Here is a 20,545-nt window from a genome sequence, read left to right on the forward strand (position 1 = left end):
CCCTTACATCAGAAAATTATTCCGGCTCAACTGGTATGGAGCCTGCTATTTTACTCAGTGAATAACGACCAGATAGGTCACAAGTAAAATCACTGCAAAACCAACGACTGCCCAGGCTGTAATGCCCCAGCAGGATTTTTGAACGCTATCGTCCATGAATTTTGTATTTCCCTGTTTCTCTTGGAAGGACACGATTCTCTCGAAAGGCTCCGTCTCTGGGAGAGTGGATATAACTGTCCATACCTTTCTTCGCAACGCCAAAGGTGGCAAAATCAGGGCGAACACACGCATAGCTGAAATGCGCCAAGTGCATGACACCAATGATATCAACACCTTAAATGGAAATACTGCTCACGGCGCCGTTTACGATTGGGGTAAAATCATGTTGAGTGCAACAGTAAAACGAGTAACTTGCCGTTCATAGCCTTCATCTCCCACCGAGAGAGCCCGCATGGAATCCGCACGCTTAATGTCCTACTGGGTTGATGCGCTGGCCCTTCTCTATTTCTTCGGCGTATGGGGGCTGTATTCGCACACGACGGCAAACGGGTTTCTCAATCGGCGCTCGCTGACATCGGAAATGAATCTGGCAAGGCGGCAATGGATGACCACCATGTCGAGCCGTGAGTTGCGCATGATCGACACCAGCATCATGATCGGCTTGCAGCAAGGCACCGGCTTTTTTGCGTCAACATCGATTCTTGCCATTGGCGGCTGTTTCGGTCTGCTGAATTCATCCGGGCGGGTGGTCACGCTTTTCCACGATATACCGTTTCTGGGCGAGACAACCGAGCGGCTTTTTGAAACCAAAGTTCTCGGTCTGCTGGTTCTCTTCGCCTATGCGTTCTTCAAGTTTGCCTGGGCATACCGGCTGTTCAACTATTGCTCAATTCTGATCGGCGGCGTGCCGATGGCGCGTGACAAGGCCCCGGACGATCCGCAGGTCGTCTTTGCCGTCAACCGGGCGGCAGAGATCAACATTCTGGCTGGCCAGCATTTCAACAGCGGGTTGCGCGGGATTTTCTTTTCCATCGGTTATCTCGGATGGTTCCTCGACCCCATCCTGTTCATGATCACGACCAGCCTGGTTGCGGTTGTCCTCTTGCGCCGTCAGTTTTTCTCGAACGCCCGCGATGCGCTCATGCGCAATAATGCCGAGACTGATTCATAGTCCGCGCGGCAGGTAGCGCCAGACGACGATTGCCGTGAACACCATCAGCATTCCAAGCGCGATGAAAATCGCGCCAAGGCTGAAAAATGTCAGAATGATCGAATAGAAGAACGCGGGCAAAAGTTCGGAGAAATCGAGATAGGTCCTGTATACTGAGGTCATTTGCGCCCGCTCATGCGGATGAACCGCGCGAATGAATGTCGTTGACGCCAGCGTATCCAGCGCGACGCAGAAAAAAGCGCCGGTCAGCAGCATGAGCGCTGCAATCATCGGGAATTTTTCACCGGCAAGTCCAGCACCGGCCAGCGCCAACGCCAGAAGAACGAAGACACCCGAAATCGTCCGCATCAGCCCCTTGGCCATGCCAACCTTGCCCCACAGGATCGACCCAAGCAGAAACAGGTTGCCAAGCGATACGAGCAGACCACCCGCAAGCTTGCCCTGCCCCGTCGCCACCATGAGAATAGGGCCGTAGACAAAGAACGTGCTCCAGTAGCACGACCGCGAGAATGCAATGAGCCATGCCAGCCGCAGACGTGGCTGGGCAACAAACCGCCTGACATTGGCAATGGGATTGGCGGCGCGGCTCGGACCTTTCTGCAGGGCCGGATTGTCGCTCAGGCGGAAATACCAGAACAGGGTCAGCAGCAGCAGGGAAAAGCCGATCGACAACAGGAACGGCGCGATCATCCCCATCGTGCTATAGAGGAAAACGCCAAGGAATGGCCCCGCTGTCCACGCAACGGTGGCCGTTGCCATACGCACGGATTCAGCGCGGACCAGTTCGCCCCTCTTGATGTGATCCATGATGTAGAGGCTCAGGGTGATCGACAGCGCACCCGCGCCAAAAGTGCGCAGGAAAAGTCCAGCCGCCTGTCCCGGCACCGTATCCAGCGCAAAGGCGCCGCAGCCGAGCATCAGCGACACCGCACCAGATGTATAGACCCAGCGGCGCGGTATGCGGACAATCAGCAGCGGAATCGACAGTGTCACCATCAATCCAAGCATCGACATACAGGTATAAAGGATGCTTACGCTGCGTTCGCTCTGCAGCAGATCATAGGTCTGGATCGGCACCACGCTGGTGATGATCGCACGGGCCATCGACTCGATGCCAAAGAGGATCGCAAACACCCGAGCTGTCGGGCGTTTGGCCGTACTGATCCAGATAGGATGGCGAACTTGATTGATCACTGGCTTGGCTATCGGGGATGTGCTGATTCGAGCGCCCTTGGACAATCGGACGCCACGCAAGGGATAGCAGTCAATCAAGCGACATAATATGTCTGTTTCGCAGAAAATGCTGAAATAAATGCGAAATATCAATCATCCAGCGCATGGGAACACGTGGATTTTGTTTTCCAACTCCCCTAGCTTGCATAGAGTTGCATTAATCGAGATTCCCGTATGAGCCAGACTGAGACGTTGACCCCGCCCGCCAAATCCCGTCTCGGCAAGCTCGACGTTTTGCGGGGCATCGCGCTCATCGCTATGGCCACCTATCACACGGGCTGGGATTTCGAGTTTTTCGGCTATATGGAGCCCGGCACCACCGGCCATGGGGCGTGGAAGCTCTATGCCCGCATCATCGCCTCGACCTTTCTTGTGCTTGTCGGTTTCAGCCTTGTTCTTGCGCATCGCAACGGCGTTCGCTGGCGACCCTTTGGTATCCGTCTTGTGCAGATTGTCCTGGCATCACTGGCGGTCACGCTTGTTACCCTGTATATCACGCCGGATAGTTTTGTGTTTTTTGGCATTCTGCACGAGATTGCCGCCGCAAGTGTACTCGGCCTGTTGTTCCTGCGCCTTCCGGCTATCGTGATTGCTGTGGCAGCAGCCGCTGTTGTCGCCGCACCGCATTATCTGGCATCGGCCACATTCGACGGGCCGGTTTTCTGGCCGCTGGGCCTGTCGGAAATGCCGATCCTTTCGAATGATTACGTCCCGGTTTTCCCGTGGTTCGGTCCGGTACTCGCCGGAATGGCGCTTGCCAAAACTCTGCTGCACTTCAATCTCACGGGAATTTTCGCAGGAAACATTGTTCCCGGCTGGCTCGACCGCGGATTGCGGTTCATCGGGCGGCACAGTCTGGCATTCTATCTCATTCATCAGCCGGTTCTATTCGGCTGCGTGTTCCTCATTGCTCAGGTGTTTCCTCCTGCAACGCTGACGCCACACGAGGTTTTTGACCGGGAATGCACGCGTACCTGTTCTGCGGACAATGAGAAGGCATTCTGTGAGCGCTTCTGCACCTGCACGATGAGCCAGCTGGAAACACAGAAGATTTTCGATGATGTCTATGCGGGCAAACGCACGCAGGACAATGATCCGCAGATACAGGATATTACCAACATGTGCACCAATGAGGCAATGCAGCCTTAAATGGTGTGGTTCGTGGTTCGACAAGCTCACCATGAGGGAGAGTGTGGATGCAACGATAATCGCGAAGGTTTCGGCATAAATCATAAAGGCTCACGCACAAAGGTTGGGCATAAGGGTTGCAGAATAAAGCTCCCTTACATCCCCACTCTCCCTCATGGTGAGCCTGTCGAACCACGAACCACTGATTTATGCAGCCTTGTTAGCGTAATCTTGGAAGTGAGCGTAAATCTCAGGTATTAACACCCAGCTCTGCCAGCCGCTCAATGCAGGCCTCTTCCACCTGATCAAGTTCCGTTAGCGTCTCTTCAATATCCCGGCGCTTTTGGCGTAAATCACCACGTTTTTCTTCCACGCGCTTCATCAACAGGTGCAGTTGACCCATTTCACCCGGTGGCTCGGTGTACATTTGCACGATCTCGTGGATCTCGGCGATGGAAAAGCCGAGGCGCTTGCCGCGAAGGATCTGCTTGAGAAGATGCCGGTCGGATGGACGAAACAGGCGGGTGCGTCCACGGCGAACCGGGTGGATCAGCCCCTCGTCCTCATAAAAGCGCAATGTCCGCGTCGAAACGCCAAACTCCCGCGTCAGCTCAGTAATGGAATAATATTCGCGCATGACAGACACTGCTCTGTTTCTCATTATTTCACACGAATGTTTGGCCACGCAATTACGTAAAAGTCAATTGCACCTTTGTTCGCACAAATGAACGTTGGTCACAAACCTTACGTAAGAGGCGTTTCAACCCAGTGCAAACCACCAGGTTGCCAATCCCAAAAATGAGAAAAAGCCGACAACGTCGGTTACAGTCGTTACAAAAACTGCCGATGAAATAGCCGGATCGGCTCCGAACTTGTCGAGCAGCAGGGGAATCAGAATGCCACCCAGTGCCGCCGCCATCATGTTGATGATCATGGCTGTGGCGATAATCCCGCCAAGTTCGACACTCTGGAACCAAAGGCCCGCGACCATGCCTATCAATAGCGCGAACACCATGCCGTTAATAAGCCCGACCGAAGCCTCGCGGCGGATGATGCGGCCCGCATTGTAGATGTCCATGTGCCGGGTCGCCAAGGCGCGCACGGTGACGGTCATGGTCTGGGTCGCCGCGTTGCCACCCATAGAAGCCACGATGGGCATAAGGACCGCAAGCGCAACCATCTGCTGGATCGTCCCGTCAAACAGCCCGATGATGGATGCGGACAGAAACGCGGTGAACAGATTTACGACCAGCCATGGCGTACGGGAACGGGATGTTGAAAAGACCGAGTCGGAGAGCTCTTCGTCGCCGACGCCGCCGAGGCGCATGATGTCCTCTTCGGCCTCTTCCTGAATGACGTCCACGATGTTTTCGATGGTGAGCACGCCGACGAGCCGCTCATTCTCATCAACAACGGCCGCAGACAGAAGATCGTACTGTTCAAAGATTTGCGCCGCTTCTTCCTGATCCATGGTCGCAGGAATGGCGTGACGCGTCTCGTGCATGATCTCGTCGATCTTCGCATCACGTCCGGCGCGCAGGATACGATCAAGATCAATGGCACCAAGCAACCGGAACATTGGGTCGATAACGAAAATCTGCGAAAAAGACTCGGGCAAATCGGCGTTGTTGCGCATGTAGTCGATGGTCTGTCCGACGGTCCAGAATGGTGGAACCGCAACGAACTCCGTCTGCATACGGCGACCGGCGGTTTCTTCCGGATAGCCGAGAGAGCGGCGAAGGCGAACGCGTTCGGTAAATGGCAACTGTGCCAGAATCTCGTCGCGGTCTTCTTGGTCGAGATCCTCAAGAATGTAGACGGCATCATCGGAATCAAGATCCTGAACCGCTTCAGCGATCTGCTGATTCGGCATGGCGTCGACGATTTCGAGGCGCACGGCCTCATCAACTTCCGCCAGAGACGCAAAATCGAATTCATCGCCAAGAAGCTCGATGAGTGCCGAGCGCTGCTCCGATTGCAGCGCCTCAAGAACGTGGCCAAGCTCGGACTGGTGCAGCTTGCCGACGTGGGACCGAAGAAACAGAACATCGCGATCCGCAATGGCGGCGCCGACACGGGCGAGATAGGAAGAGCGGACAGCGCCGTCTTCGCCATAAATGTCGACGTCCCGCTCTTCATCGGCGGACTGAGGCAATGTTTCAGTTTCGTCCATCGGTCCGCACCTGCCTTCCTGACGTGTCTTACACTGTCAGACTGTCAGTTAGCGCATAACCCCTGAAATCCAAATCGAATTCTGCAGGATTATGCGCAATTTCAGAGGGTTACTACTACCCTGCTCAACCATTGGACGCAAAGCATTGATATCAGGCGGCGCTGTCTTCCCAGCCGCTGATTGCCTTGACCTCAAGAAAGTCTTCCAGTCCCCAATGACCGCCCTCACGGCCAATGCCGGACTGCTTGTAGCCGCCGAAAGGTGCGTCTGCCTTATGCGACGCGCCGTTCACGCGAACCATACCGGCACGCAGCTGCTTTGACACACGCTTGATCCGTTCGCGATCACCGGATTGGATATAGGCAGCGAGCCCATAAGGCGTGTCATTGGCGATTTCGACGGCCTCTTCTTCCGTATCGAACGGGATCATGGCAAGCACCGGTCCAAAGATTTCTTCACGGGCAATCGTCATGTCATTGTTTACATCGGCAAACACGGTTGGACGAACGAAATAGCCCCGATTGAAACCTTCCGGACGGCCAGTACCACCGGCAATCAGGCGCGCACCTTCCTTGATGCCCTGTTCAATCAGGCCCTGTACCTTATTGAACTGTGCTTCGGAAACGAGCGGCCCCATATGATCGCCATCCTTGGCCGGATCGCCAACCACTGTCGCCTTGGCTGTGGCGGCAGCCACTTCCGTTGCCTTGGCGTAAACCGAGCGTTCCACCAGCATGCGCGTTGGCGCATTGCAGGACTGACCCGTATTGTTGAAGACATGCTGCACACCGCGCGTCACCGCAGCTTCGACGTCGCTGTCGGCAAAAACGATGTTGGGTGACTTGCCACCAAGTTCCAGCGACACGCGCTTGACCGTATCGGCAGCCGCCTTGGTGACGGCGATGCCTGCGCGGGTCGATCCGGTAAACGACATCATGTCGATGCCGGGATGCGCAGACATGGCAGCACCGACCGACGGGCCATCGCCATTGACCATGTTGAAAACACCAGCCGGAAGGCCCGATGCATCGATCATTTCAGCAAATACAACTGACGAGATCGGTGCAATTTCAGAAGGTTTCAGCACAACGGTGCAACCTGCAGCAATAGCGGGCACAACCTTGAGAATGACCTGATTCATCGGCCAGTTCCATGGTGTGATCAGGCCGCAAACGCCGATTGGTTCATAGGCGATCAGGACATTCTTGTTGTGCTCATCCAATGGCCGTTCGAATTTGAAATCCTTCAAAGCGCGCATGAAAGCCTTGAGGTGGCTGGTGCCCGAGGCCGCCTGCTCTTCCAGAGCCATTTTGATCGGCGCACCCATTTCCGAGGAAATCGCCTGCGCCATATCGTTGATACGCGCTTCATAGACTGCGGTCAGGCGTTCAAGCCACGCAATGCGTTCCTCACGGCTTGTCAGGCTCCAGGTGCTGAATGCCTTGCGCGCGGCGTTCACTGCAGCATCGACGTCGGCGGCTGATCCAACTGAAATGACAGCAAATGCCTGCTCATCGGCAGGATTGATGACTTCAAGGTCTCTTGCCACGGCTGGAGCTGTCCATTTTCCATTGATATAGAAATCGGTCTTGCGAAGCATGGTTGGTCTCCTGCCTGTGGGATGTTGATTGAGAGCTGGTCGATGCCGCTCATTGTTCGATTGAAGGTGTAGCCGATGAATAGGTTACCAGCCAACAGCAATATCGAACAAAGAGGCGAAAATAGCGGCGTACTCTTATCGGTTCACGATTTCTTCCGCTGATGGAACTGACGGCTAAGGCGCAGGAAATTGCCCAGCATCGCATGGCCATATTCCGTCAGCACCGATTCCGGATGAAACTGTACGCCAAAGGTCGGGTGCTCATTATGTGCGAGCCCCATGATTTCGCCCCTATCCGAACGTGCAGTAACAGTGAGCGCGGTGGTGTTTTCATCAGCCACGACAATAAGCGAATGGTAACGCCCCGCCTTGAATGGGCTTGGCAGTCCCTTGAACACCCCTGTTCCGTCGTGCTGGATCAGTGATGAACGGCCATGCATAGGCTCTTGCGCGCGCAAAACCTTGCCGCCAAAGGCTTCGCCAATGCACTGGTGGCCAAGGCATATGCCCAGAATGGGAACGGTACCGCTGAACTTTTCGATGATGGCCAGCGACTGGCCCGCTTCATGCGGTCCGCATGGTCCCGGCGAAATAACGAGAGCCGAGGGCTTTAGCGTTTCAATATCGGCAATCGAGATCGCGTCATTGCGGACAACCTGCGTTTCCTCGCCAAGTTCGGCAAAATAGCGCGCCACGGTGAAAACGAACGAATCGTAATTGTCGATGATGAGGATCATGACCCGATATCTCCGGCCATATTGAACACGTCCAAAATCCGCACCGCCTTATCGAGCGTCTCCTGATATTCCGCCGCCGGATCGGACAGCGCAGTGATACCACCGCCCGCCTGAAACACCGCCTTGCCGCCCTGAAACAGCACCGTGCGAATAGCGATATTGGTATCCATATTGCCGTTGAAGCCAATAAAGCCGATTGAACCGCAATAAATGCCCCGCGCAACATGCTCGGTTTCCGTGATGATCTCCATCGCCCGCAATTTTGGTGCGCCAGTGATCGAACCGCCGGGGAATGCTGCGCGGATCAGATCCAGCAATGTTCTATCATCCGCCAAACGACCGGTGACGACGGAAACCAGATGATGCACGCTGGCATAGGATTCCAGACCGCAAAGCACAGGCGTTAGAACAGAATGGGGATTGCAGACGCGCGAAAGGTCGTTGCGCATCAGATCAACAATCATCAGGTTTTCAGCGCGATCCTTTTCCGACGCCAGCAGTTCATCCGCATGCTGCCGGTCGATGTCAGGATCAGCCGAGCGCGGTACAGTACCCTTGATTGGCCGTGTTTCGACATTCCTGCCACGCGCCGACAAAAACCTCTCAGGCGAACTTGAGGCTATCACCAGATCGTCATGTTCGAGATAGGCGGCAAATGTTGCAGCATTGCGCTGACGCAGGGCTTTGTAGAACGACCAGACGGGATAATCATCAGGGAGATCGGCGCTAAAGCGTTGCGCGATGTTGGCTTGAAAAATATCGCCGTCGAGAATGTATTCAACAACCCCAGCGACAGCCTGCATATAGGCTTCACGCTCGAAATTGGATTGCCAGATTTCTCGCGCAATGCGTGGTCTTGGAAAGCTGTGCTGTTCTGGTCGCTTTTCGAGCGCGGCAAAGAAGGCATCCGAACGCTCTACAGCACGAGCCGCACGTTGTTCCCCCGCTTGCTCAGGCAAGCCCGATGAAACCAGCCAGACTTTTTGTTTCAGGTGATCGAAGGCAAGAATGACATCATAAAAACTCCAGACCGCATCCGGAACGTCGCCTTGCGGCTGCTTTACCGGTTCGGGAAGATTTTCCAGCAGGCGTCCGAATTCATAGGAAAAATAACCGATCGCTCCGCCGTGGAAAGGAGGAAGATCACGCTGATCCTCGAGCTGATACAGGTCCAGATAATGGGAAAGCGCCTCCAGTGGCAGAAGTTGCGATGCTTCATCGTTCCAGTGGGCTACACCGTCTGTTACCACCAGTTTTCCGAAGGGATCGGCGGCCACATAGGAATAACGGCCAAGCTGGTCATGACGCATGGCGCTGTCAAGAAAGCTCAAGCCCCCGAATGGCCTGAGGCGTTCGGCAGCATCTACAGGTTCCAGCCATGGAATTTCCCGGATATACATCCGTTACTATCTCCCGGTGATTTCACCCGCTTTTGCGGGTTGAAAGAAGGATACTTGTCTCGGTCAGGGTGATTCCGTCAATATGGCGAATGTCCCGCAAGGTATGATCGAAGGCTTCAAGGGTTTCGACTTCGATTTCCGCGACAATATCCCAACGTCCATTGGTCGTATGCAGCGCGCGAATCTCGGGAAACCCCTGCAGACGGCGGATAACTTTCTCCGCACCTTGGCCCGCCACTTCGATCATGGCAATGGCACGCACACCATAAACACCCGCCCCGGCTTTCAGCGTCACGGTGAAACCCTGAATGGTGCCATCGCTGGTCAGCTTGTCGACGCGGGCGCGCACGGTGGCGCGCGAAATACCCAGCAATGTCGCCATCGACGAAACGGGCATGCGGCAATCATCCCGGAGCAAAGACAGCAATCGGCGGTCGAGGTCATCCATATCATATTCCAATTTGTATAATTCTGTTGCGCAATCTGCGCATTAAGTTGCGCATTTCTATCAGGATGCTGTCTATTTGTCACCGCCTCGGGCTGGCAGTATAATGGCCGCGACGGAGGGTTCTCCGGCTTCCATCTATTGACCAATTAAACGCGAAAGTGGCGCTTGTTGATGAACATGCTCGGCAAATTTGAGAACGACCCAAAACAGAAATTGATGATTGTCGGCGCACCCATCGAGGAAGGCGCCGGTCGTCTCGGAGCCCTCATGGGACCCGCTGCGCTACGCACCGCCGGTCTCATCCGCACGCTGGAAGAAATGGGCCACCCTGTTGATGACCATGGCGACCTTCGCTTGCCCGATGTATTGCCTGTCGTCCCACCCGTTGTTGGTCTTGCCCACTACATCGAGAAGATCGCCGCCTGGTCGCGTATGCTGTGCGTTGAGACCTATGAAGCGATGAAGGCGGGAGAATTTCCGGTTATTCTCGGCGGCGACCACTCCCTTTCCATGGGTTCCGTCGCTGGTGTTGCCCGTTACTGCCAGGAAAACAACCGCGAACTCTTCGTGCTCTGGCTCGATGCCCATTCGGATTTCAACACACCGGCCACATCGCCATCGGGCAATATGCATGGCATGTCGGCGGCGCTCCTGTGCAACGAACCCGGCCTTGAAGGCGTATTTGGCGATGAGCCGCATGGCCTGATCAAGCCTGAAAATCTGCATCTTTTCGGCATTCGTTCCATCGATACTGTTGAGCGGAAGCTGCTGCGTGAACGCGGCATCGATGTCATTGATATGCGCCAGATTGATGAGTTCGGCGTGGCCAAGCTCATGCGCCGCATCATTGAACGCGTGCAAAAGGCCAATGGCATCCTGCATGTCAGCTTTGACGTGGATTTCATCGATCCATCGCTCGCACCCGGTGTTGGCACGACAGTTCCCGGCGGCGCGACCTATCGCGAAGCGCATCTCGCCATGGAAATGCTGCACGATTCCGGCGTTGTCGGTTCGCTCGATATCGTTGAACTCAACCCGTTTCTTGATGATCGCGGCAAGAGCGCCATGCTGCTTGTCGATCTCGTCGCCAGCCTGTTCGGCCGGCAGATTTATGAACGTCCCGCCCAGTCAGACCAGAGCACCGCTGCTCTCAACGTATAAGAAAATTGGCAAATAGGAGGATATTTTGCTGCAGACAGCCGCCCAACTGATTTCGACCGAGTCCCGTCTTGGCGCTCATAATTACAAGCCGCTTGATGTGGTTCTGTCGCGCGGTGAAGGCGTGCATGTCTGGGATATCGATGGCAATCGTTATCTCGATTGCCTCTCGGCCTATTCGGCTGTCAATCAGGGCCATTGCCATCCCAAAATCCTTAGCGCGATGACTGAACAGGCATCAAAGCTCACGCTGACCTCCCGCGCTTTTCGCAATGATCAGCTGGCGTTGTTCTACGAGGAACTGGCAGCGCTAACCGGCTCGCACAAGATTTTACCAATGAACAGCGGTGCCGAAGCCGTCGAGACTGCCATCAAGGCCGTTCGTAAATGGGGCTATGAGGTCAAGGGCGTGCCAGAGAATGCCGCAGAGATCATCGTCTGTTCCGATAATTTTCACGGCCGCACCATGGGAATCGTCGGTTTCAGCACCGACCCATCGGCGCGCGAGAACTTTGGCCCCTTTGCGCCGGGCTTCAAGGTGGTTCCGTTTGGCGATATTGATGCGTTTGCCGCGGCTCTGACACCCAACACGGTGGCTTTCCTCGTTGAGCCTATTCAGGGCGAAGCGGGCGTGATCATCCCGCCAAAGGGCTATTTCACCAAGGTGCGCGAACTTTGCACGCAGAATAACATCACGCTCATCCTTGATGAAATCCAGACTGGCCTTGGCCGCACCGGCGCTCTCTTGGCCGAAGCCCATGAGGGTATCGAAGCGGATGTCACGCTGATTGGTAAGGCGCTGTCAGGCGGTTTCTATCCGGTTTCCGCAGTGCTTTCGAACAGCGATGTTCTGGGTGTTCTGAAACCCGGTCAGCATGGCAGCACATTTGGCGGCAACCCGCTTGCCTGCGCCATCGCCCGGGCTGCCCTGCGCGTGCTGACCGAAGAAAACATGATCGAAAACTCCCGCATCGAAGGCGAATATTTCCTGCAGCAGCTCAAGGGCATCCGCAGCAATATTGTCCGCGAGGTGCGGGGTCGTGGCCTGATGCTGGCGATTGAATTGCATCCGGAAGCCGGTGGTGCCAATCGGTTCTGCTACGCGTTGAAGGAACGCGGTATTCTCGCGAAAGACACCCATGGCGATACGATCCGCATTGCACCGCCCTTGGTGATCACGCGCGATCAAGTGGATTGGGCGCTGGAACAGTTCGATGAAGTGCTGACGAGCATGAATTGAGGACGCCCCCTCCTTCTCCGTCATCCTCGGGCTTGACCCGAGGACCCACGGCAAACAAAGAAAGACAGCATTCATTGTTCCTGCTTGTTGCAAATGCTGCACGCGCCTTTAAGTCAGCGAGTTGCTGGAATGCATCTGTTTAAGTGGGAAGTTTAGTGCTGCACAGCCATGGGTCCTCGGGTCAAGCCCGAGGATGACGGAAAGGGAGGCGTTGCAACGCTAATCGCCAACGTTGCAGAACCTGGCTCCCTGCAATCCACCAATCTCCCTCATGGTGAACTTGTCGAACCACGCACCACACATCTTTCTTACACCCTCACCCGCTCAGCCTTCGGATCATACATCGGCTTCAGCGAAGCCTCGGCTTTCACGCGCTCCCCGGCGATCTCGATCTCATAAACGGATGAAAGCACCTGTTCTTCGCTCTCGCCCTTGCTGGCGACATAGCCAAGGCCAATTGCACCGCCGAGATGATGCCCGTAATTGCCTGAGGTGATCGTTCCGACAATCTCGCCATCGCGCACGATCGCTTCGTTGTGGAACAGCAGCGGCTCGGGATCAGCAAGGCGGAACTGCACCAACCGGCGATCAAGCCCGTTCTCCTTCTTCCTCAACACCGCATCGCGCCCGATGAAATCGCCCTTGGCGGGTTTAACGGCAAAGCCGAGACCGGCCTCCAGAACGTGATCCTCATCGGTGATATCATGGCCGAAATGGCGGAAAGCCTTTTCGATCCGGCAGGAATCCAGCGTATGCAGGCCACAGAGTTTCAAGCCAAGCGCCTGCCCTGCTTCTTCCAAAGCCTCGAAGACGTGGGCGGTCTGGTCAGATGATACATAAAGTTCCCAGCCGAGTTCACCAACATAGGTGACGCGATGCGCCCGCGCCAATCCCATGCCAATCTCGATTTCCCGTGCTGTTGCAAAGGGATGCCCGGCATTGGAGAAATCATTCGGGCTGATCTTTTCGATGAGGTCGCGGGATTTCGGCCCCATCAGGCAAAGCACGGATTCCGCTGCCGTCACATCGGTGATGACGACAAACTCGTCTTTGAGGTGTTTACGCATCCAGGCCAGATCACGTTGCAGCGTGGCACCCGGAACGACGGCAAAGAACGCGGTTTCCGACAGGCGCGTAATGGTCAAGTCGCTTTCGATGCCGCCGCGATTGTTGAGCATCTGTGTATAAACAATCCTCCCGGGTTCGACATCAAGCTGGTTGGCGCAGAGCTTTTGCAGGAAAGCCAGTGCATCGCGGCCCTCAATACGGATTTTACCGAATGACGTCATGTCGAACAGACCGACACCACTGCGCACCGCCAGATGCTCATCGCGCTGATTGTCGAACCAGTTCTGCCGCTTCCACGAATAGCGATATTCGCGCTCCTGACCGGGTTTTGCGAACCAGTTGGCGCGTTCCCAGCCCGCTACCTCGCCAAAGACGGCACCGCGATCCTTCAAATGCTGATGCAGCGGCGAACGGCGAATATTGCGCGAGGTTGCCATCTGCCTGTAGGGAAAATGGTCGGCATAGAGCAGACCGAGCGTCTCGGAGACGCGCTCTTTCAGATAGTTTCGGTTTTTCTGGAATGGCTGGGCGCGGCGGATATCCACCTCCCAGAGATCGAAAGGCGCTTCACCATCGTGAATCCATTGCGCCAGCGCCATGCCTGCGCCACCCGACGAGACGATGCCAATCGAGTTGTAGCCTGCCGCGACCCAATAACCGCCAAGCTCCGGCGCTTCACCAAGATAATAGCGGTCATCCGGGGTGAAACTCTCAGGACCATTGAAAAAAGTATGAATACCTGCCGTGCCGAGCATCGGCATGCGGTTGACGCCCATTTCAAGGATCGGCTCGAAATGTTCGAAATCTTCAGGCAGTTGATCAAAGCAGAAATCTTCGGAAATGCCGTTCATGCCCCAAGGCTTTGCCACAGGTTCGAAGGCGCCGAGCATCATCTTTCCGGCATCTTCCTTGTAATAGGCGCACTCATCGGGAACGCGCAGCACCGGAAGCCGCCCAAGCCCCTGAATGGCTTCGGTGACGAGATAAAAATGCTCGCAGGCATGCAGTGGCACCGTGACACCCGACATGGATGCGAGATCACGCGCCCACATCCCGGCGCAGTTGATCACCACATCGGTTTCAATCGTGCCCTGTTCCTCGCCCTTGGCCCATGAAACACCCGATACCCGGCCATTCTTTTTGCTGATATCGGTGACCTTCACTTGCTCGAATATCTTTGCGCCGCGTTGTCTCGCGCCCTTGGCCAGCGCCATGGCGATATTGGCTGGATCGCACTGTCCATCGAGCGGCAAATGCACCGCACCAACCACATCTTCAATATTAAGATGCGGATACATCTCTTTGACTTCGCTTGGAGAAATCTCGCGCACATCGACATTGAAGGCACGGGCGAGTGATGCCTGCCGGTAAATCTCATGCTTGCGCTCTTCGGTCAGCGCCACGGTGATCGAACCCACCTGCCGCATGCCCGTGGCAACACCGGTTTCCTCCTCCAGCTTCACATAGAGATCGGCTGAATATTTGGCGAGGCGTGTCATGTTCTGCGAGGCACGCAACTGGCCGATCAGGCCAGCGGCATGCCAAGTGGTGCCCGAAGTCAGTTGTTTGCGCTCCAGGAGGACGATATCCGTCCAGCCGAGTTTCGCCAGATGATAGGCCACGGAACAGCCGGAAACGCCGCCGCCGATGATGACAGCCCGGGCTTTCGAGGGGAGCGAACTCATGCGCGGATTCTTTCGTTATTGGGGTCCCAGAGCGGTTGATCCGGATGAACGGTGGCCTTGAAGCGTTCGCCAAAAATCTCGACTTCAACTTCCGTGCCGGGTTCGGTGAGTTCGGTCTTGAGCATGCCAAGGGCTATGGATTTGTCGATCCGGTGGCCCCAGCCACCCGATGTGGTTTCACCGACAATGCTGCCCTTGTGCCAAAGCGTCGACATGTAAGGCGCATCGCAATCACCGGCATCGATGGTCAACGTGACGAAGCGCTTTGTGACGCCCCGCTGTTTTTCGCTTTCCAGCGCGGCTTTGCCAAGAAAATCGGGCTTTTCCCATTTGATGAAACGCTCAAGCCCGCTTTGCAGCGGCGTATAGTCGGTGGAAAGATCGCCCTTCCATGCGCGATAACCCTTCTCCAGCCGCAGCGAGTCGAGCGCATACATGCCGAAAGGCTTTAGCCCATATGTCTGTCCCGCCTGCCAGACCGCATCGAAAATGGCTGTGGTGTCGGCAATCTTGCTATGGATTTCCCAGCCAAGCTCTCCGGCAAAGGAAACGCGCACCAACTGGCAATAGTGTCCGGCAATCTGCGTTGTCTGGTGCGACAGCCATGATTTTGTCAGGTCCGCATCGCAGATACCGGCAAAGAGATCGCGGGCTTTGGGGCCTGTGACGATCTGACAGGAAAATTCCTCCGTGACATTGGTGATTGTGATTGCGCTGCCCTTGGGTAGATGGTTTTGCAACCATTCCAGATCATGCCACTCGGCGACACCTGCGGTGATCAGGAAAAACACGTCCTCATCCAGCGCCATGATGGACATTTCGGTGACGACCCGGCCCTTGGCATCAGCAAAATAGCCAAGGCCTATACGGCCGGGTTTTGGCACCAGTCCGGTAATCAGGCATGCGAGCCAGTCACGCGCACCCGCACCGCTCACCTTGAAGCGGGAAAAGCCGGGTAGATCGAGAATGCCGACCGCATCGCGCACCGCATGGCATTCTTCGCGGATACGCTGCTGCCATGGCCCTTCGCGCGTAAAGGTCTGGGTGGACTCTTCCGACGTATCGTCGCCGGGCTGCGCATACCAGTTTGCCCGCTCCCAGCCATTATAGGCACCGAACTGCGCGCCGAGCCTGGCGATACGATCATGCAGCGGCGAGAGTTTTTTGTTGCGTCCGGCTGGCCATGTGAGACGCGGGAAATGAATGGCATATTCATGGCCGTAGACTTCAACACCCTTGGCGACGCTGTAAGCCTGATCGGCAAAGCCGGTGAAACGGCGCGGATCGCAGGACCACATATCCCATTCCGTTGCGCCTTCCGTCACCCACTCAGCCAGCACCTTGCCTGCGCCGCCCGCCTGCGCAATGCCGAAGGTGAAAACACAGGCTTCAAAAGCATTGGGAACACCAGGCATCGGCCCGATCAGCGGATTGCCATCGGGTGCATAGGGTATCGGACCATTAATGACCTTTGATAGGCCGGCCGTTCCCAGAATGGGCACGCGGGCAATGGCATCATTGAGATGCCAGTCGAGCCGTTCCAGATCATCGGGGAAAAGCTGGAAGGAAAAGTCATCCGGCATCGGATCATCTGACGTTGCCCAATGCGCCCGGCAGTTGCGCTCATAGGGGCCAAGATTCATGCCGTTCTTTTCCTGCCGCAGATAATAGGACGAATCCACGTCGCGCAGCAACGGCAGCTTGTGCCCCTGCTCGCGGCTCCATGCGGCAATTTCGGGGATTTCGTCAAACAGCAGATATTGATGGCTCATCACCATCATCGGCACATCGCGGCCAAACAGCCTGCCGATTTCCTGCGCACGGTATCCGGCGGCATTCACCACATATTCGCAGCGGATATCGCCCTGCGGCGTGGAAATCACCCATTCATCACTATCGCGCCGGGCAGCGGTCACAGGGCAAAACCGGATGATCTTTGCGCCCATATCGCGGGCGCCCTTGGCCAGAGCCTGCGTCAACTGGGCAGGATCGATATCGCCATCATTGGGATCATAAAGCGCACCTTCCAGATCATGCGTCGACAGGAAGGGATAGCGCCCGGTGATTTCATCGACACCGAGCACATCAATATCCATGCCCTGATAGCGGCCCATGCTCTTGACCCGCTGAAACTCGCGCATCCGCTCCTTGCCATGGGCAAGCCGCAGCGAGCCCGTGACATGGTAGTTCATGGGATAATCGACTTCCTGCGCCAGTCCCCGATAGAGTTCAGCCGAATAACGCTGCATGTTCATCACCGACCACGAGGCGGAGAATGTCGGCACATTACCCGCCGCATGCCATGTGGAACCCGATGTCAGCTCGTTCTTTTCCAGAAGTACGCAATCGGTCCATCCAGCCTTGGCCAGATGATAGAGGCAGGAGACGCCGACCGCCCCGCCGCCAATGATGACGACCCGCGCCGACGTTGGAAATTCAGACATGCAAAGTCTCCCGTGGTCTTATGCTTTTTGTTTGCAGGCTAAGCCCGTGCGATTTCATCGAGGTACCACTGGATGTACCGCAATTCGTTCTGCTCCATCGGCGCGATGGGTCCCGGCACGAAGTAGTGCGAGCGCACACCGCGCGCCGTGTGTTCAATGATTGTCTTGTCCTCGGCGGTGGTCACTTTCCAAAGCCATGTCAGCTTTTCAAGATCGTAATCCCTGCCCTCTTCCGCATCGCCGCGCACCAGCCAGATCAGTTCCATCTCGCAGGTTTCTGCGGTCTTCGGGATAAAGCGATAGATCATGCCATGATCAGGGTAGCAGACAAGAAAACTCGTGCCGCCAAGGTGAATGGACGTCACGCCGCCATCAAATTCGGTGAAACGGCCCATCAGTGGTCCCACGGGCGAACCGTCCTCGCTGCCGCTCGATACGCCATCATAGAGCGCATAGCGGAACGTATCGATGGTTTCCTGCCCCTGCGCCGAATTCTGCCAGTGATCGCCGGTGGCGATGTCAATGCCAAGCGCGCAGGTGCGCTGCTCCATGCGGGCATTCAGTTCGGTGATTTTCTCCAGCGGCTGCTCCAGCGCATGGGTCTGTGAATATTCAGGATGCGCCGGACCGCAGTGGTAGCACTCCACATAGTTCTCAACTGCCAGTTTCCAGTTGGCATCAACCGGATAGGTCTCGCGGTGCGCCACCTTGGCATCGGCCCAGCCATATTGGCCGCAGGTGGTGCGCAGTGACTGTTCGATGATGGAGAAATCCAATGGTTCGTCAGCGAAGCAGATGAAAATCAGCCCTTCGGCCACGCGCACATGTAGTTTTTTCAGACCATGAGCGCTGCGATCAAAATCCCGCGGCATCAACCGGGCTGCCCGCAGGCTGCCGTCGTTCATGTAGGTCCATGCATGGTAGGGGCAGACGAAGAAGCGCGCATTGCCCTTTTGCTGGGTGCAGACCTCGGCGCCGCGATGGCGGCAGACATTGAGGAAGGCATGGATCGACCCATCTTCGGTGCGCGAAACAATCACCGCTTCCGTATCGATCTTGAACAGCTCGAAATCGCCGGTATTGGGAATGATGCTGGCGTGACCGATGCAATGCCAGTGGCGACGGAACACGCGCTCCATATCTCTGGCATAGACATCCGGGTCCATATAGAAGGCGCGCACCAGACCGTGACCCGGCCGGTGTTCCGCAATCATGCGATCGATCTTGTCGCCTGCCGGTGCAATCCCGGCCACTGCCTGTTCTGCGCCCATCTTTGCCTCGCTCAAAAAGATTGTTCCCGAACGCTTATTGTTTCTCGGATGCGTCGCAGATTAGAATGATTCCGCATTGGGCTCCGTTCAAGCGATGGTTGCTCATGAAGACATGAATTATTCTCAACAGTCGAAATTGCAGGTGCCACCCGATGATGTCGAAGCCCAGAATACCGCCGCTTGGCTCATTGCGTGCGTTTGAAGCCTCGGCGCGATTGCTGAGCTTTCGCCTTGCGGGTGATGAGCTTGGCGTGACGCAATCAGCGATCAGCCATCGCATTTCCGAACTTGAAGCAATTCTGGGGGTGAAACTGTTCGAGCGCTTGCCACGCGGTGTGGCGATGACCGATGCGGGAACGCTTTACTACCCCTATATGCGCGATGCCTTTGAAAAGATCGCGCGCGGCACGGCGCTGATCAACCGGCTTGGCACGACGGATGATCTGGCGCTTGAAACCTACGCGACCTTTGCCATTCGCTGGCTCATTCCGCGACTGACGGATTTCCGCAAGGTCAATGCAAACCTTGCCATTCGCATTGGTACCAGCCAGCTTGATTGGGAACTCAACATCGACAGTTGTGATATTGGCATCATCCACACCACGCGGCCGGAGCGGATGAACTTGCATTACCGGCTATTGGTAAAGGCAGAGATGTTTCCCGTATGCAGCGCGCAGGTCGCAGCAAAGATCGCGGGCGACAACAGTGCCAAGGCATTGAACAAGGTGCCGCGCCTCGCGCTCTATACGGCACCTGAAGATTGGGGAACATGGCTGGAAGCAGCAGGCATTGCCGACACCGGACAGGCTGTGACGCTGAAATTCGACACCTATCTCGCCGCCCTGCAATCGGCGCTGGATGGTCAGGGACTGGCCATCGCACCGGGTTTTCTGGTGGCGGATGATCTCAAAGCCGGACGTCTGGTGGCACCCTTCCCGCTGAGAGTTCCGCAACCCGGTGCCTGGTACATGATCTGCCGCAAAGAGCGGGTCAATGAAGCCCGCATCCGCCAGTTTGAGAAATGGCTGGTGGAGCAGTTTGAGGCGGTGTGAGCGTGGTTGGTGGTTCGTGGTTCGACAAGCTCACCATGAGGGAGATGGGTGATGAAGGGGAGCTTTATTCTGCAGCCTTTTGATCTCCGATCTCTGTGATTATCGTTGCATCCCCACTTTCCCTCATGGTGAGCTTGTCGAACCACGAACCACCAACCCAAACCACAAACCATCTCCAACCCTATTTCCGCTTAATCCCAATCGCTCTCCCCACGCGTGCAGGTAGCTCCAGCTTTGAATGGGCCTGCTTGTAAAACTCAAGCTTGGGCAATACATCTTCCGGAAACGGCACAACTTTGGGCCCGTTCATATCCACATGCAGCGACAGAACTTCCGAGGTGGCGGCCACCCATCCATCCCGGTGGATGATCTCGTTATAGGTGTGCAGGCGCTTGCCATCAAAGTCGATCAGCTGGCTCGTCACAGTCACCACATGGTCCAGATGAATCTCCTGCACATAGCAAATATGGACCTCGGCGGTGTAAATCGTCAGCTTCCGCTCCGCTGCATATTTGGGCCCGAAACCAAGCTCCGCAAGGAATTCATCACCACCACGGTCAAACACCACATTGTAATAGGCCATGTTCAGATGGCCGTTATAATCGATCCATTCCTTTTCCATGGAGATCGGCGCGGAGCGGTATAATTCACCTTCTGACATGCGGGGGTTCCCTTGGTTGTAAATTTAAGCGGCATTTGAAGCATGGCAGCCACCCCTTCACTTTGTCAAAAACGAC

The 20,545-nt window shown here is 55.9% G+C and carries 16 protein-coding genes; 5 read left to right on the forward strand and 11 right to left on the reverse strand.

Translation table 11 applies throughout. The features are described from left to right. Positions 1 to 451: 451 nt before the first annotated feature. On the forward strand, positions 452 to 1,171 hold the full coding sequence (locus tag BLU05_RS21340; RefSeq protein WP_091884571.1) for a DUF599 domain-containing protein: 720 nt from the start codon (positions 452 to 454) through the stop codon (positions 1,169 to 1,171). Here the strand turns inward: BLU05_RS21340 and BLU05_RS21345 are convergent. Next, positions 1,166 to 2,365, reverse strand: coding sequence for an MFS transporter (locus tag BLU05_RS21345; RefSeq protein ID WP_091884855.1), 1,200 nt, complete (start codon positions 2,363 to 2,365; stop codon positions 1,166 to 1,168). The genes BLU05_RS21340 and BLU05_RS21345 overlap by 6 nt on opposite strands. A gap of 213 nt (positions 2,366 to 2,578) precedes the next feature. Here BLU05_RS21345 and BLU05_RS21350 point away from each other — a divergent pair, with 213 nt between their 5' ends. Next, on the forward strand, positions 2,579 to 3,553 hold the full coding sequence (locus BLU05_RS21350) for a heparan-alpha-glucosaminide N-acetyltransferase (protein WP_091884574.1): 975 nt from the start codon (positions 2,579 to 2,581) through the stop codon (positions 3,551 to 3,553). A gap of 229 nt (positions 3,554 to 3,782) precedes the next feature. Here BLU05_RS21350 and BLU05_RS21355 read toward each other — a convergent pair whose 3' ends face one another. The 6 genes from BLU05_RS21355 to BLU05_RS21380 all read right to left on the reverse strand — a co-directional run bounded on the left by BLU05_RS21355 (position 3,783) and on the right by BLU05_RS21380 (position 9,890). Continuing rightward, the gene (locus tag BLU05_RS21355) at positions 3,783 to 4,169 is read right to left on the reverse strand and encodes a MerR family transcriptional regulator (RefSeq protein ID WP_091884577.1); all 387 of its coding nucleotides are present in this window, start codon (positions 4,167 to 4,169) and stop codon (positions 3,783 to 3,785) included. A gap of 123 nt (positions 4,170 to 4,292) precedes the next feature. Further along, a complete protein-coding gene (gene mgtE / locus BLU05_RS21360; protein ID WP_091884580.1) occupies positions 4,293 to 5,705 on the reverse strand; it encodes a magnesium transporter in 1,413 nt (470 codons plus the stop codon). A 151-nt stretch (positions 5,706 to 5,856) separates the two neighbouring features. Beyond that, the gene (locus tag BLU05_RS21365) at positions 5,857 to 7,305 is read right to left on the reverse strand and encodes an aldehyde dehydrogenase family protein (protein ID WP_091884582.1); all 1,449 of its coding nucleotides are present in this window, start codon (positions 7,303 to 7,305) and stop codon (positions 5,857 to 5,859) included. Positions 7,306 to 7,448: 143 nt separating this feature from the next. Further along, positions 7,449 to 8,042, reverse strand: coding sequence for an anthranilate synthase component II (locus BLU05_RS21370; protein ID WP_091884585.1), 594 nt, complete (start codon positions 8,040 to 8,042; stop codon positions 7,449 to 7,451). Further along, entirely contained in the window at positions 8,039 to 9,442 is a 1,404-nt protein-coding gene (pabB, locus tag BLU05_RS21375) for an aminodeoxychorismate synthase component I (protein ID WP_091884587.1), read from the reverse strand. Before pabB ends, BLU05_RS21370 begins: the two co-directional genes overlap by 4 nt. Positions 9,443 to 9,464: 22 nt before the next feature. Continuing rightward, complete coding sequence (locus tag BLU05_RS21380) at positions 9,465 to 9,890, reverse strand: Lrp/AsnC family transcriptional regulator (protein WP_091884590.1); 426 nt, start codon at positions 9,888 to 9,890, stop codon at positions 9,465 to 9,467. A gap of 171 nt (positions 9,891 to 10,061) precedes the next feature. Between BLU05_RS21380 and rocF the strand changes: the two genes are divergently transcribed. Continuing rightward, positions 10,062 to 11,051 carry an arginase gene (gene rocF / locus BLU05_RS21385; RefSeq protein WP_091884593.1) on the forward strand — a complete coding sequence of 330 codons (990 nt, stop codon included), beginning with the start codon at positions 10,062 to 10,064 and terminating at the stop codon, positions 11,049 to 11,051. 28 nt (positions 11,052 to 11,079) lie between these two features. Further along, positions 11,080 to 12,288, forward strand: coding sequence for an ornithine--oxo-acid transaminase (gene rocD, locus BLU05_RS21390; RefSeq protein WP_091884856.1), 1,209 nt, complete (start codon positions 11,080 to 11,082; stop codon positions 12,286 to 12,288). Between the two features lie 308 nt (positions 12,289 to 12,596). Here rocD and BLU05_RS21395 read toward each other — a convergent pair whose 3' ends face one another. Genes BLU05_RS21395 through BLU05_RS21405 form a run of 3 tightly spaced genes read right to left on the reverse strand, consistent with a single transcriptional unit; the run spans position 12,597 to position 18,756 of the window. Beyond that, positions 12,597 to 15,041, reverse strand: coding sequence for a GcvT family protein (locus tag BLU05_RS21395; RefSeq protein WP_091884595.1), 2,445 nt, complete (start codon positions 15,039 to 15,041; stop codon positions 12,597 to 12,599). Further along, a complete protein-coding gene (locus BLU05_RS21400; protein ID WP_091884598.1) occupies positions 15,038 to 17,485 on the reverse strand; it encodes a GcvT family protein in 2,448 nt (815 codons plus the stop codon). Before BLU05_RS21400 ends, BLU05_RS21395 begins: the two co-directional genes overlap by 4 nt. A gap of 38 nt (positions 17,486 to 17,523) precedes the next feature. Further along, a complete protein-coding gene (locus tag BLU05_RS21405; protein WP_091884600.1) occupies positions 17,524 to 18,756 on the reverse strand; it encodes an aromatic ring-hydroxylating oxygenase subunit alpha in 1,233 nt (410 codons plus the stop codon). Positions 18,757 to 18,908: 152 nt separating this feature from the next. Between BLU05_RS21405 and BLU05_RS21410 the strand changes: the two genes are divergently transcribed. Next, positions 18,909 to 19,808: a LysR substrate-binding domain-containing protein gene (locus BLU05_RS21410; protein WP_091884603.1), complete on the forward strand. Its 900-nt coding sequence runs from the start codon at positions 18,909 to 18,911 to the stop codon at positions 19,806 to 19,808. 181 nt (positions 19,809 to 19,989) lie between these two features. Here BLU05_RS21410 and BLU05_RS21415 read toward each other — a convergent pair whose 3' ends face one another. Next, on the reverse strand, positions 19,990 to 20,469 hold the full coding sequence (locus BLU05_RS21415; RefSeq protein ID WP_091884606.1) for a thioesterase family protein: 480 nt from the start codon (positions 20,467 to 20,469) through the stop codon (positions 19,990 to 19,992). Between the last annotated feature and the right edge of the window lie 76 nt (positions 20,470 to 20,545).

Source organism: Phyllobacterium sp. OV277 (assembly GCF_900104355.1).
Classification (GTDB): domain Bacteria; phylum Pseudomonadota; class Alphaproteobacteria; order Rhizobiales; family Rhizobiaceae; genus Phyllobacterium.